The sequence below is a fragment of the Kocuria sp. CPCC 205231 genome (genome assembly GCF_040980965.1).
GTDB classification, from domain to species: Bacteria; Actinomycetota; Actinomycetes; order Actinomycetales; family Micrococcaceae; genus Kocuria; species Kocuria rosea.
The window spans coordinates 121,553-135,108 of record NZ_JAVKPP010000005.1 but is presented as its reverse complement, the minus strand read 5'-3'; the positions used below and the strand labels follow the sequence as shown (position 1 = coordinate 135,108).

Annotated in this window: 13 protein-coding genes; 6 read left to right on the top strand and 7 right to left on the bottom strand. The window is 71.5% G+C overall.

Annotated features, from left to right (window positions below):
- The first annotated feature begins 46 nt into the window (after positions 1-46).
- Complete coding sequence (locus RF640_RS06730; RefSeq protein ID WP_176337306.1) at positions 47-577, top strand: hypothetical protein; 531 nt, start codon at positions 47-49, stop codon at positions 575-577.
- A 42-nt stretch (positions 578-619) separates the two neighbouring features.
- Here RF640_RS06730 and RF640_RS06725 read toward each other — a convergent pair whose 3' ends face one another.
- Positions 620-1,123, bottom strand: a complete 504-nt coding sequence (locus RF640_RS06725; RefSeq protein WP_017832986.1) for a phosphoribosyltransferase — start codon at positions 1,121-1,123, stop codon at positions 620-622.
- Positions 1,124-1,247: 124 nt separating this feature from the next.
- Here RF640_RS06725 and RF640_RS06720 point away from each other — a divergent pair, with 124 nt between their 5' ends.
- Together RF640_RS06720 and RF640_RS06715 are read left to right on the top strand one after the other, a co-directional pair.
- On the top strand, positions 1,248-1,823 hold the full coding sequence (locus tag RF640_RS06720; protein ID WP_035925476.1) for a cysteine hydrolase family protein: 576 nt from the start codon (positions 1,248-1,250) through the stop codon (positions 1,821-1,823).
- A 158-nt stretch (positions 1,824-1,981) separates the two neighbouring features.
- Entirely contained in the window at positions 1,982-3,934 is a 1,953-nt protein-coding gene (locus RF640_RS06715) for a hypothetical protein (RefSeq protein WP_368827212.1), read from the top strand.
- A gap of 123 nt (positions 3,935-4,057) precedes the next feature.
- Here RF640_RS06715 and RF640_RS06710 read toward each other — a convergent pair whose 3' ends face one another.
- From RF640_RS06710 to RF640_RS06685, 6 genes are all read right to left on the bottom strand, one after another.
- The gene (locus RF640_RS06710; RefSeq protein WP_035925669.1) at positions 4,058-4,774 is read right to left on the bottom strand and encodes a cation diffusion facilitator family transporter; all 717 of its coding nucleotides are present in this window, start codon (positions 4,772-4,774) and stop codon (positions 4,058-4,060) included.
- Positions 4,771-5,103: a helix-turn-helix transcriptional regulator gene (locus RF640_RS06705; protein WP_176337302.1), complete on the bottom strand. Its 333-nt coding sequence runs from the start codon at positions 5,101-5,103 to the stop codon at positions 4,771-4,773. The genes RF640_RS06710 and RF640_RS06705 overlap by 4 nt, the downstream gene beginning before the upstream one ends.
- Before the next feature lie 41 nt (positions 5,104-5,144).
- Positions 5,145-6,827 (bottom strand): heme peroxidase family protein, encoded by a 1,683-nt coding sequence (locus RF640_RS06700; RefSeq protein ID WP_176337301.1) that lies wholly within the window; start codon positions 6,825-6,827, stop codon positions 5,145-5,147.
- Positions 6,828-6,992: 165 nt separating this feature from the next.
- On the bottom strand, positions 6,993-7,532 hold the full coding sequence (gene lepB, locus RF640_RS06695; protein ID WP_368827209.1) for a signal peptidase I: 540 nt from the start codon (positions 7,530-7,532) through the stop codon (positions 6,993-6,995).
- Positions 7,533-7,601: 69 nt separating this feature from the next.
- Positions 7,602-9,452 (bottom strand): multicopper oxidase family protein, encoded by a 1,851-nt coding sequence (locus RF640_RS06690; RefSeq protein ID WP_368827207.1) that lies wholly within the window; start codon positions 9,450-9,452, stop codon positions 7,602-7,604.
- Between the two features lie 35 nt (positions 9,453-9,487).
- A complete protein-coding gene (locus tag RF640_RS06685; protein WP_368827205.1) occupies positions 9,488-10,039 on the bottom strand; it encodes a hypothetical protein in 552 nt (183 codons plus the stop codon).
- Between the two features lie 331 nt (positions 10,040-10,370).
- Here RF640_RS06685 and RF640_RS06680 point away from each other — a divergent pair, with 331 nt between their 5' ends.
- The 3 genes from RF640_RS06680 to RF640_RS06670 all read left to right on the top strand — a co-directional run bounded on the left by RF640_RS06680 (position 10,371) and on the right by RF640_RS06670 (position 13,542).
- Positions 10,371-11,330, top strand: a complete 960-nt coding sequence (locus RF640_RS06680; protein ID WP_176475250.1) for a BTAD domain-containing putative transcriptional regulator — start codon at positions 10,371-10,373, stop codon at positions 11,328-11,330.
- A 158-nt stretch (positions 11,331-11,488) separates the two neighbouring features.
- Entirely contained in the window at positions 11,489-12,154 is a 666-nt protein-coding gene (locus RF640_RS06675) for a response regulator (protein ID WP_368827203.1), read from the top strand.
- Complete coding sequence (locus tag RF640_RS06670) at positions 12,151-13,542, top strand: sensor histidine kinase (protein WP_368827201.1); 1,392 nt, start codon at positions 12,151-12,153, stop codon at positions 13,540-13,542. Before RF640_RS06675 ends, RF640_RS06670 begins: the two co-directional genes overlap by 4 nt.
- The last annotated feature ends 14 nt before the right edge of the window (positions 13,543-13,556 follow it).

The following is a 13,556-nucleotide window of genomic DNA, read 5'->3' as shown; positions in this document are numbered from 1 at the left end:
AGGTTCGGCGGTGAGCACACCTCGCGCGCGCCAGGAGGCACAGGCCATGAGCCAGCACCCGCACGGTCCCGGCGGCCCGCACCGTCCGGGCGGCGGGCCGCCCCCGCGGCTCCCCGGCGGACCGGGTCCCGGCACGGTCCCGCCCGGGCCGCCGATGACGGCCCGGCTGCGCCTGCTGCTGCGGCTCACCCTGCTCTCGTTCGCGGTCAACGTGGCGGACACGTTCGTGCAGGCGGTCGCGGGCCCCAGCGCCCAGCTCCCCGGTATGGAGGACCTGGTGCGGGTGCCGGGGCTCCCCGGCGCCGGGCTGTCCGCCGCGCTGGCGCTCCTCGGCGTGGTGCTGACGACGGCCCTCTACTCGCTGGTCTGGTTCCCGCTGCGCGAGCAGCTGCAGTGGGGCTGGATCCTCGGCATCGTCTTCTGCTCCCTGGCCGTGCTCGGCGACCTCTTCGACCTGGCGGTGTTCCTCCTGGGCGGGCACCTGCTGCCCGGGCTCAGCACCACCGTCCTGGTCGCGGTCAACGTCGTGTGGCTCGTCGTGGCCGGCCACCCCGGGGTGCGGGCGGCGCTGCGCTGACCGGATGAGGAGCGGCCCGGGCGGGACGCGGCCCGGGGGCGGTCAGGCGCCGGCGGTGACGGGTGGGGCGGCCGACCAGGGGAAGACGATCCAGTCGTCGGTGGCCTTCCACAGGTAGTCGGGCCGGATCACGGAGCGGGGCTTGCCGTAGATGACGGCGGAGCGCGCCTCCGCGCCCAGGCCGCGCAGCAGCTCCAGCACCAGGGCGAGGGTCCGCCCGGAGTCCGCCACGTCGTCGACGACGAGCAGCTTCCGGCCCGCGATGGACTCGGTGTCCAGCATCGGGGCGAGCAGCACGGGGTCCGGCAGGGTCTGGTGGACGTCGGTGTAGAACTCCACGTTGATCGCGTCCGAGAGCTTGACCCCCATCGCGTAGGACAGCGCACCGGCCGGGAGCAGACCGCCGCGGGCCACCGCGATGATGATGTCCGGCAGGAAACCGCTGTCCACGACGCTCTGGGCGAGCTCCTGGGTCGCTTCGCCGAAGCGTTCCCACGTGAGGATCTCCTTGCCCTCGAGCTCGAGGGCGTCCGCGTGATAGGCCATGCGCCTCAGGCTACCGGAGCCCCGGAACGGGTGGAGCCGCGCGCCCGAAGGTAGTAAGTTCACTGATCGGATCGTTGTCCACCGGAGCCCCCCGCGGGGCTCCCCCCGCACCGGAGAGGACGCCATGCCCCAGCACCCGGCGCAGGGCCGCACCGCCCTGCTCGTCATCGACATGCAGAACTCGTATTTCGACTTCCCCGAGCTCGAGGAGCAGCGGGAGCCCGTGACGGAGAAGGTCAACGAGCTGATCCGGGCGGCCCGCGACGGCGGCTGCCCGATCGTGCTGATCCGCACCCAGCACGAGCGGGACGGCTCCACGTGGACCGTCAACATGCACGACGACGGGCAGGGCTTCGCGTTCCCCGGCACGGAGCAGTCCGAGTACGTGGCCGGTCTCGACACCGAGGGCGGGACGGGGCTGGTCAAGACCCGGGACAGCGCGTTCTTCGACACGGACCTCGCGGCCCGGCTGCGCAACCTGGGCGCCACCCACCTGATGCTCTGCGGGATCTCCACGCACAGCTGCGTGGCCCAGACCGCGATCGACGCGTTCGCCCACGACTTCCGGGCCGCGGTGGCCCGGGACGCCGTGGCCTCCGAGAACTCGGAGCTCTCCCGCGCGCTGCTGGCGTTCCTCGAGGACGAGATGCGCCAGGACATCCTGCACCAGGACGACGCCGTGGCCCGGCTGCGGAGCTGAGCGCAGTCCCTCCTCCGGGCCCGTCATGACGTCGTGCGTCGAGCCCTCCCCCCTCCCGTTCCGTGGCGGCCCCGGCCCGGGCCCGGTGCCACAGGGTTTTCTCAAGTGCGCTTTTGCATATTCGCGCTATCAGCACCGCCGCTACTTGAGGAGACATCATGAGCACCTCCACCGGGCCCCGCGAACTGCTGCGGGACCCGCCACAGCACCCCCGCGGCCGCCGCACGGTCGCCGCCGCCGCCGCGCTCCTGCTCGGCGCCACCGGCATCAGCGCCTCGACCGCCGCCACCGAGGTCGTCCAGCGCAACCCGGGCGGCCTGACCGCCGTGGGACCCGTGAACACCGAGCACGGGTTCCCGGCCTGGTACGAGGACAGCAGCAAGGTCCGCACAGAACTGTGCCTGGACGGCGACAACCCGCTGTGCGCCTTCCCGCCGGGGGACGTCCCCGATCCGCTGAAGCCCATCTCCTTCCCGGACAACTTCCCCGGCGAGGCCTTCTACATGCTCGCCGGCTCCGAGGTCCAGATCCCCGGCGGTGGGGACGCAGTCCTCACCCTCGCCCTGGAAGCCGCCTTCGCCAACGAGAACCCGGTCCCGGGGGACCAGGTCGTCTTCTCCCGCCAGCGCATCGACGTGGACGACGCCGCGCCCAACACCACCCTGACCTTCCAGCACCCCTACGGCACCGTGACGGTCGACACCGACGAGCGGGGCCGCGGGCGCCTGGTGGAGGACGTCTCCCCCGCCATCGGCAACTTCCAGACACCGCTCAAGGGGGACCTCGGACCGTTCCTGAAGTGGGACGCCGGGGCTCCCGAGGGCTACCTGGGCAACCCCGACGTGGAGCACACCGTGACGGGCAGCCCGCTCGGCACGAACTTCTTCGAGGTGAAGACCTCGGACGGCGCCACCGCCCGCAACGACCAGTTCTCCGTGATGGGCAAGATCTCCACCAACACGGGCGTGCAGGCCGACCGGGCCGTCGTCGGCGGAGGCCACCTCGACGTCTTCGCCACCAGCCGCGGGGACCAGCTCGAGGTGGTCGGCCAGGACGGGGTCTTCGCGACCACGCCCATGGAGAAGGACGAGGGCGACTCGGAGCGCGCCTACGCCCGCATCGCGTACACGGGCGCCGCTCCGGCGACCGTGACGGTCCGGAACCTCGGGGACAAGCCCGTCAGCAGCGCCGAGGTCGCCGTCACCGACGTCTCGGTCGCCACGGCCGCGACCTACGACGGCACCGCCCTGACCGTCGAGGCGACGTCCGCCTCCGGGACCGCCCCGGAGGTCGCCGGCTTCGGGAAGCTCACCGCCACCGGCACCGCGAACGTCTACAAGGGCTCGTTCCCCACGCTCGCTCCCCCGGTCGAGGCCACGGTCTCCACCTCCGGGACGAGCCGGACCACCGTGCCCGTGGTCGTCACCGGCGGGGACGCCACCCCGGTCGGCGAGGCCCCGATCGATCCCGCCCCGGATCCCGGTCCCGTCACGGAGGGCACCACCCCGGACAATCCCGACGTCGTGCAGCCCGCGGCCACCGCGGCCGTCGCGGCCCTGCCCGGCTCGGTGGCCCGGGGGATGGCCACGGAGCTGGACGGCAGCGGGTCCACGAACGCGGCCTCCTACGAGTGGACGCAGGTCAGCGGGCCGCAGGTGACGTTCAGCAGCAAGACCGTGGCCAAGCCGAAGGTGGTGGTGCCGTTCTTCACCACGGTCTCCGCCACGGCGCCCGCGGCCGCGGACCAGGACCCGGTCCTCCAGCTGGTGGTCAAGAACGCCGCCGGGGTCGCGAGCGCCCCCGCGACGATCACCCTGAAGAGCGACGACGTGGTGACCGTCGCGGCGGCCTCGCGCCACCGGGTCGGCAAGGAGCTGCGGCTCACCGGCACGGCGCTCGTGCCCGGTGCACCGTCCCTGCTGAACCCGGCGACCTCGGTGAACATCTACAACACGACCTCGGGCACGCCGATCAAGGTCGGCTCCGCCCCGGTGGACTCGCTCGGCAACTGGGAGTACCGGGCCAAGCCCGGCCCGGGCCAGCGCATCTCGAGCGTGCTCGTGCAGTCCACGCGCGGCGGAGAGGCGAGGGGGGTGGTGGGCACCGGATGAGCATCTGAGACAGCGCTCCCTCCAGCCGGCCCGTGCTCCGACCCCCTCGGCGCACGGGCCGGCCCCTGGGTGCGCTCCCGCCCGGACGGGGCCGGCCGCCCGCAGGGACCGGCGGCCGAGGGGTCAGGGGGCGCAGCAGGAGCAGCCGGGGCCGCACGGGCCGGCGCACCCGTCGCCGTCCTCGTCGTCACCGACGAGCACCGCCGCCGGGGTGCAGCAGGCGTCCCCCCGCCAGGCCTCCAGCCCCTCCTTCACGGCGAACCCGGCGATGACCAGGGCCGCCAGCGGGTCGGCCCAGGACCAGCCCAAGGTGCTGTTGAGCAGCAGTCCGACCAGCAGCACGGCCGAAAGGTAGCTGCAGATCAGGGTCTGCTTGGAGTCGGCCACCGCCGACGCGGAGCCCAGCTCCCGGCCGGTGCGCCGCTCGAACCAGGACAGCAGCGGCATGATCACCAGGCTCACGGCGGCCAGTCCGATGCCGACCGGGGAGTGCTCGGGCTCGGCGGCCCCGAGCAGGCTGCGCAGCGCATCGACGGTGACGAAGGCGGCCAGGCCGAAGAAGGAGAACGCGATCACCCGCAGGGCCACCTTCTCCCGGCGGTGCGGGTCGGGAGCGGCGAACTGCCAGGCGACCGCCGCAGCCGAGAGGACCTCGACGACGGAGTCCAGCCCGAAGCCGATCAGCGCGGCGGAGGAGGCGATGGTGCCGGCGGTCAGGGCGACCACGGCCTCGAGGACGTTGTAGGTGATGGTGCCGGCCACGATCAGGCGCACCCGCCGGTGCAGGACCGCCCGGCGTGCCGAGGTGAGGGGGCCCGGTCCCAGAGTGCGGGAGCTCATGCGCAGGTGCATCCGGCCGGGGAGCAGCAGGTGGGGTCCACGGTCACCACCAGCTCCAGCAGGTCCCCCAGCGCCGGGCCGAGGCGAGGATCGGCCAGCCGGTACCAGGTGCTGCGCCCCTCGGCGGAGGCCGTCACCAGCCCGCATCCGCGCAGGCAGGCGAGCTGGTTGGACATCACCTGCTTGGACACGCCCAGGGCCTGGGCCAGCTCCGAGGGGCGGCCCGGGGCGTGGCGCAGGGCCAGCAGGATCTGGAGGCGCGTCTCGTCGGAGAGGGCGGCACCCAGCCGGGACAGCGCCGAGGTGTGGGTGGGGGCGACGAAGGACATGCCCTCACGGTACACGCTTCCGTGTACTCACAGCAGGCGGGTCAGGCGCCCCCGGGGTCCTCGTCCTCGGGGTGCTCGTCCTCGAGGTCCTCCTCCTCCGGCAGCTCGACCTCCGGGTCCTCGTCCTCGTCGCCGACCGGCATGTTCTCGAGGGCACCGGCCATCTCGAGGAAGTCGCCGCACTCGAACGGTGTCCTCGCAGGCGCCCATCCGGTCCGGGCGTTGAGGAACGAGGAGCGGTCCAGGGAGAGGATGCCGAGGACGACCTCCGCGATGATCCTCCCGCCGACGGGGCCCAGCGTCCTGCCGCCGAGCAGCTCCGCCTCCTTCAGGATGTAGTACCAGAGCGGTGCCCGGCCCTTCCAGCCGGGGTCCGTGAGCCCGAGCCTGTCGTTGGGGATCGGTGCCACACCCATGGCCTTGGCGACGTCCTGGCCGGCCGGCAGGCCGAGCCGCTTGCCCCGCACCAGGTTCCGGTGGGCCAGGGAGAGGATGGCGCCGTCGACGTGCTGCACCACGGTCGGCGGGAGCTCGTTGAGCGGGAGCGCCAGCTTGGTGTCGATCAGCCGCGTCATGTTGCGGTCGTCCGGCTCGCTCATCCCGGGGACGTCGAAGAAGTAGTTCCAGTCGGCCCGTGCGATGGTCGGCAGCGGGCGGGACCCGCGGAGGTCGTTCGCGGGGTGCCCGAAGAAGGGAATGGTGACCGCGTCGTGCATCTCGTACTCGGCGCGGATCATGCTGTGGCCGAACCGGTAGGCGGCCACCGAGTACTCGATGGGCATCATGGGCCGGGTGGGATTGCCGGGTTTGTAGAACTTGCAGTCCACCCCGGTCGGTCCGCCCCTGCGCGGCTTGAGCATGCCGGCCACCAGCCCCCTGCCCACCATGCGGGGCAGGAAGTCGTGCACGATCAGCCACTGGTAGTGCCACCGGGTCATCTGCTGCGCCTGCTGGAACGTCATGCCCTCGTCCACGAACCTGTTGTGCAGCTGCAGGAAGGTGAGGTGGAACTGGGCGACGATCAGGTTCTCGTCGTTGCGGTGGTCCCCGATGATCGCGGTGCCGTCCGCGTTGCGCGGCAGGTCCGGGAAACCGTCGTGGTTCCGCCCGATGCGCATCCGGCGCCGATCGGCCGGGTCGTAGAGCTGGGGGTCGGCGGCCGGCCCCCTGCCGTAGACGGAGCCCAGCTCGAAGAAGGGGGTGTCGAAGTTGGTGAGTCCCTTCGGGTCCAGCTCCTGCTGCGGCATGGGCGTCTTGTCGAGCGTCATGTCGTGGTCGATGAACTGCCCCAGATAGGCGTAGCCGGCAGGAATGTCCGGGTTGTCGAACCCGTCGTTGCTCAGCGAGACGTCGGCCAGCGGCGGGGTGCGGTCGACCATCTGCTGCGCGAGGTCCGCCAGCAGGTCGTCGCTCGGGGCGAAGGCCGGGAGCTTCTTGAACATGACCCCGAAGCGTCCCTCCTTGGTCCGCCCCGCGGTGACCGCGATGTCGGAGCCCCGCGGCGCCCCCGTACCGTGGCCCGACCGGGTCGCGCTCAGCACGCGAGCCGCAGCGGGAGCCGTGGGCGCGGGGACTTTGGGTGTGGGCGCCTTGGGCGCGGCATGGGCCTGCCCCGTGACCGGCAGCGCGGCCAGGCCGGCCATCACGCCGGTGAGGACGCCTCTGCGCGAGACGCCCTCCGCCGCCGTCTCCTCCGGCACGCGGATCCTCTTCGTGGTCTTCATCGGATGCCCTTCTCCCCCAGTTGGTGCATGTGCAAACAGACAACGGTGCGGGTCTTGGAAATACCTTGCGGATGCCCCGTTCATGACATGGAGGAGCGGGCCCGGGACGAGGGCAGTGGCGAGTCCCGGGCCCGCTGGTGCGGTTGCCGTCGAGCGGCGGCGGGCTCAGGGCCGGGGCAGCAGGACCGTGGCTTCCAGGTCCTCTGCGGGAACGGTGCCGAAGTGCCGGGAGTCGACCGACACGCCCCGGTTGTCGCCCATGACGAAGACGTGTCCGTCGGGGACGGTGACCGGGCCGAAGTAGGTGCCGTCGATCCGGCTGTGGTCGACGAACGGCTCGTCGACCGTCCTGCCGTCGACGACGAGGAGGGAGTCCTCGATCGCCACGGTCTGTCCGCCGGTGGCCACCACCCGCTTCACGGTCATGCTGCCGTCGTCGGGGTGGGGGAAGACGACCGCGGTGCCCGCGGACACCGCGGCGGGATCGGGATCGGGCTTCAGCAGCAGCGCCACGCTCTTCTGCCCCATGGTGGGCTCCATGCTGTCCGAGGCGACGACCACGGGTTCGATCAACCAGACCCGGGTGGCCAGGACCAGGGCCTGGCCCAGCAGCACCGCCCAGACCGTCCGCGGCCCGATGGGCCGGTGACGTGTCCGGTCCGGCTTCTGCCGGGTCGGGACGGGGGCCGGTCTCAGCTGCACCATGTCAGCTCATCCTCTCTTCTCGGGACAGCGGGTCCGCTGCGCCCGTGCGGCTGGTACGACAGGTCCACGTCATCTGCCGGCACGCGGACCCTTGGTCTGCGACTTCTTCCCGGACTTCTTGGTGGGTGTGGGCGACGGCGAAGGCGACATGGACGGCGACGGCGAGGCGGACGGCGACGGCGACGACGTGGCCGACGGCGAGACTGACGGCGTGGGCGAGGCCGACGGCGAGGGGGAAGGAGTGGTACTGCTCGTTCCCGCCGGCACCGCCGGGTCCGCCGTCATCGGATCGTTGGGGTCCGGGTCCGCCGACTCGCCGACCTGGTACTGCGCCATCATGTCGTGGTCCTCGTGGACGAGGTTGTGGCAGTGCACCATGTACCGGCCCTTGTGGGGTCCGAACTTCATGAGCAGCCGGACGGTCTCCCCCTCGCCCACGTAGACGGTGTCCTTCGGCCCCTTCTCGTAGGCGAACGGAGCCCGGCCGTTGCGTCCGATGATCTTGAAGTCGATGAGGTGGATGTGCATGGGGTGGAACCACCCGCCCGAGGAGTTCTCGAACTCCCAGATCTCCGTGGCCCCCAGCTCGACCTCCGCCATCACCTTGCGGTAGTTGCTGGCGATCACGTCCGCCCACGTCTCCCCGTCGATCGTCCAGGTGCTGTCGTCGCGCTTCACCCGGAAGTGTCGTCTCCTCGTCGACTGGCTCTCCTGCAGATCCATCACCTCGCTGCCGACGAGAGCGGTGGGAATCCGGTTCCAGGTGGGGTCGGACGTGTCCACGGGCTCGTCCACGACGTCGAAGGCCATGATCTTGTTCGTGAAGTCGTAGTCGACGTTGTTGTCGTTGGACAGGTTCTGCAGTTCGATCCGCTGTCCCGTCCTGTACTTGCTGAAGTCGACCAGGAACTCGTAGCGCTCGGCGCCGGCGTGCCGGTACTCGCGAACAGGCTGGGCGGTGGGCATCAGCCCGCCGTCCGTGGCGACCATGACGAGCGGGTCCCCCGTGCTGAGCCTGGGCCGGAAGGACCGGGAGATGCAGCAGTTGAGGAAACGGAACCGGTAGACCCGCTTCTGCACCTTCATGACGGGCCAGGGCCTGCCGTTCACGAGGATGACGTCCCCCCACAGCCCCGACCGGCTGTTGTCGTCGTAGCCGAGGGCTCCGTTGGCGGCGAACATCGCGTCGGAGACGGTGAGTGCGACGTCGTACTTCCCCCGCGGCAGGAGCCGCTCCGAGTTGGCGTCGTGCATGTGGTACTGCCCCGCCAGCCCCGAATAGGCGTTGAGCGCGGTGTGGTGGACCCCGTGGTCGTGGTACCACAGGGTCCTGCCGCCTTGGAAGTTCGGGTACTTGTACGTCTTCTGGAACCCCGGGCGCGTGATGTCGCTGGCATAGCCGTCGTACTGGGGCAGCGACGCGGAACCGTGCAGGTGGGTGGACGTGTCCAGGCTGTGACCGTCCAGGGCGTGCTGGCGCGGCAGCTTGTTGACCACGGTCAGCTCGACCTTCGTGCCCTGGTAGACGTCGATCGTAGGGCCCGGGAAGATGCCGTTGTAGCCGAGAATGGGCGTCAGGAGACCCGCCTTCGGCAGGATCTGGGCCGAGGCGGCCTGCTCCGTGACCGTGTAGTACTTGATGGGCTTCCCGTCGACGGGATCGATCGTGGGCCGGCCGAGCGGGTCGTCAGCAGCGAGAACGGGCGCCTGGGCGAACTCGGTCCGGAACGGCCTGGGCATCAGGGAGTCGGCGAGCGCGCTCGCCGACTTGGCGTTGACCGCTGTCGTCGGCACGCCCAGAGCCGCCCCTGCGACTCCCAGCCCGCCCAGCAGCAGGACGTTTCTTCTCGAGACGGCCATGATGTTGCTCCCCCTTGGATCGGGACCGTTGCGCTCCGCGCGGTCCCGCGTTCTGGTCATGACATGTGGTGGAACGACCGGGTCGTTCCGTGCGGTCAGCGTCCTCTGCCGCCGCTGTGGTGTTCGGCACCCATCGAGAGGCGCACGTCGCCGGCTCCGGCGAGAGTCAGTTCGAGGGCTTTGTCGGGCACCTCGAAGACCAGCTCCGCCTGCACGGTCTCGTTCTGCGCGAGCGGAGCCTCGGAGGGCGACGCCCAGACCACCTGCGACGTGCGGCCCCCGAGCCGTTCCACCACGTAGTCGTCGGCGTCGAAGTCCAGACCTTCGGACTCCATCGCGGTGAGCTCCAGCAGGACGATCACCAGGTGGGTGCCGCTCGGAACGTCTCCGCTGAGCTCCGCCGGCACGTCCCGTCCCTCCTGGGCGACGAACTGCGTGTACGGCATGACCCCGTTGAGACGCGCGAGCCCTCCGGGCACGGACCCGGAGGCTCCGAGCATGGTGCCCGGCTCTTTCTTCGCCGAGAGGGCACCGTGCGCCAGCACCAGGAGGACCGCCAGCAGGAACAGCGCCGGCGGCATCCAGCGGTGGCGTCCCCGCCGGGCCGGCGGGGTGTCGATGACGGCTGTTGATTCCTGAGTGGTCATGACCCCACGGTCGGCACGGAACCTTGGAGAAACGTTGCGGTGCGGACCGATCACCTCCGCACGTCGTCAGCTCGGGGGACAGTCGCCCCGTGTTCATGACGTTCCATGTCGCAGACCGGTGCCGGTGAAGGCTGCGGTCGGGCCCGTCCGGCCCTCGGGGCGGGCTGCTTCCAGGCGGTCGAGGCCCGGACTCCCGGGGGCCGGCGCCCTGTGCGCCGGTCGTTCCCTTTGGCACACCCCTCAGATGGGGGGTGCCCCACCCCCCATCCGGTGCTGTTGGCCGAGGGGGACCGCCCGCCACAGTGGAGGCACTTCGGGGGGAGTGATCACGATGGATGTTTCTACTGTCGACGTTCGAACCGCAGCCGGTGCCACGGGGGCCAGGCTGTCGGTGCAGGTCATCGGTCCGTTGGTGGTCCGGTGCGGGAGCCGGACCCTGACGTCCAAGGAGCTGGGGGGTCCCCGGCAGCGGCGGATCCTCGAGATCCTCCTCCTGCACCTGGGGACACGGGTGTCGAAGCAACGACTCGTCGATCTGCTGTGGGGGGACGACGCACCCGCGGCGGCTTCCGCGAACCTGGAGAGCTACGTCAGCGTTCTGCGCCGGCACCTCCAGCCCGGGCAGGGCAGGAACGGTCCGCTGAGGACCACGAACGGCGGCTACGTCATCGACGCCGCCCTGGTGGATCTGGACCTGCCCCGCTTCGAGCGGCTGCTGGAGACTGCGATGCGCTCCTCCGCCCGCGAGGCGGATCTGCTGCTGCACCGCGCGCTGGGCATGGCCTCGGGCTCCCTGCTGGAGGACGAGCAGGACTGCGAGTGGATCGAGTCCCAGCGCAGCGCCTTCGCGGCTCGAGTGACCGAGGCCCGTGTGCTGCTGGCCGAGGCAGACCTCGAGCTGGGCCGCTGCGAGGAAGCCGTGGCCCAGGCCCGGAAGGTGGTCGCGGCCGACCCGTTGAACGAACGAGCCTGGACCGTGCTCGTGCTCGGGCTCGAAGGGGCTGGGCGCTCGGTCGAGGGCCTGCAGGCCTACGAGCAGTGCCGGTGGACCCTGGACCAGGAGCTGGGATGCGCTCCGTCCGGGGTGCTGCAGTTGGCCTACACCCGCATGCTGCAGGCCACGGCCGCCACCGGCGACGAGCTGGGCCAGGCCCTGACGGCCCTGCTGGTGCTCCACAGCCGGGCCGGCGACCCCGACTGGGTCCCTGGCGCCCGCGTCCCGCTCGCCCGGCAGGAGGCGGTCTCGGTGCTCCAGGCCTTCCTGGGCCGCAGCCTGAGCACGGCCGCATAGGGGGTGGAGGCATGAGCTGGTGCAGCCGACGGCGTTCACGAACCGAATGCCCCCTTGTCAACCCCCAAACAGATGACACCCGCCCGCTTGGTGTCCATGATTTGCAATCGGCATACTACCCACACGTAGTACAGGGGTTGCCGGGGGGCTGGTCCGAGATGGACGCTGACATTGCGGAGGGGCGCGCGGCGCGCACCTCGATCCTGGTGGTGGACGACCACACCACGTTCGCGGAGCTGCTGACCGGCGCGCTGGGCCAGGAGCCGGACCTGTGCAGCGTCGGCGTGGCCGACGACGTCGAGTCGAGCGTCCGCCTGTGCGCGGCGCTGCGGCCCGATGTGGTGGTCATGGACTACCACCTCGCCGGCGGCAACGGGGTGACCGCCTCCGCCCGGATCCTCCGGGACCGGCCGGGGACACGGATCGTCATGCTCACCGGTGACCCCACCCAGCACGTGCTGGAGGCCGCCGCGAGCACCGGGATCTGCGCGTTCCTGCCGAAGGACGGCTCGCTCGCGACCCTGCTGGAGACCATCCGCAGCGCCCGCTGCGGCACGATGGCGGTCCACCCCCCACTGCTCGCGACCACGGATCCGGCCCGCCGGCCGGACCCCGGGGTGCCGGCGCTCACCCGGCGCGAGCTGCAGGTCCTGCGCCTGATGGCCGAGGGGCACAGCGTGGGCGCGAACGCACGACTGCTGAACATCACCCCGAACACCTGCCGCGGCTACGTGAAGACGATCCTCGTCAAGCTTGGGGCCCACTCCCAGCTGGAGGCGGTCGCCGTGGCCTCGAGGCTCGGCCTGCTGACGGTCCGGTCATGAGACGCCTGCTCTCGCACGTGGGCCGCGCCGACCCGGGGGCTGCGGTCGTCTTCGACGACTGGCCGCTGCCCCCGCCGGCCCCGCCGACCGACCGGTCCGAGGTGCGGGCCGCCGTTCGCAGGTTCCTGCTCACGGGACTCGTGGTGCTGCTCGTCGCCGCCGTGCCCACCACCTGGTGGATCCGGGCCGTCGCCGAGGAGCACGCCGTGCAGCACGTCCTGCGCGTCACCCAGCGGCTGGCCACCCACGCCGTGGCGCCCCTGATCACCGACGACCTGCTCGCGGGCGACGCGGCCGCCACGGCCCAGCTGGACGTGCGGATGCAGCCCTGGCTCGACGACGGGACCATCCACCGGATCAAGATCTGGGACGAGGAGGGCACGATCGTCTACTCCGACGAGCACGCCCTCGTGGGGCAGAACTACGGCCCGCCCCCGTGGGACGAGGACCTCGTGGCCCGGGGCGAGGGGGTCGCCACCATCGAGCACCAGCAGGCGGCGGAGAACTCCCACGAGTCCGGCGCGGGGCAGCTGGTCGAGGTCTACGTGGGGTTCGTCCCCGCCGGCGGCGAGCAGCTGGTCCTCGAGGCGTACTACGACGACTCGATCGTGCGGGACGAGCAGCGCTCGGTGCTCATGGGCATGGCGCCGGCGCTGCTGCTGACGCTGGCGCTGTTCCAGCTGGCGCAGCTCGCCCCGGCGGTGGGTCTGGCCCGCCGGATCCAGGACCACCGGACGGCCCGCGCACAGCTGCTCCAGCACGCCGTGGACGCCGCCGAGCTGGAGCGGGTGCGGGTCGCCCGGGACCTGCACGACGACGTGATCCAGGACCTGGCCGGCCTGTCCTACTCCCTGGAGGCCCAGGAGATGACGGCTGACGTCCCGGAGCAGCGCAGCGCGCTGGGCCGGTCCCGGACGATCCTGCAGGGCAGCCTCCGCACCCTGCGCGGGATCACCACCGCCCTGTACTCCCCGGACCTGCTCACCCTGGGACTGCCGAAGGCCCTGGCCCGGCTCGCGGACCCGCTGGCCCAGCGGGGGATCGACACGTCCGTGCAGATCGGTCCCGCGGTGTTCCTCACCCCGGAGCAGGAGGGCATGTTCCTGAAGGTGGCGCGGGAGGCGTTCGCGAACATCTCCAAGCACGCCCACGCGTCCACTGTGAGCCTGCGCCTCGGCGTGGAGCACGGCGCCACGGTGCTGACGATCAGCGACGACGGCACCGGCTTCGACGACTCCCGGGGCTCCCCCGAGGGCCATCTGGGCCTGCGGATCATGCGGGACATCGCCGACGCCGCGGGGGCCGCGCTCGAGGTCCGGTCGCAGCCGGGCGTCGGGACCACGGTGCTGGTCACCCTGCCCCACGACGCGGTCACGACGCGGCTCTGAGCGGCCCGCCCCGG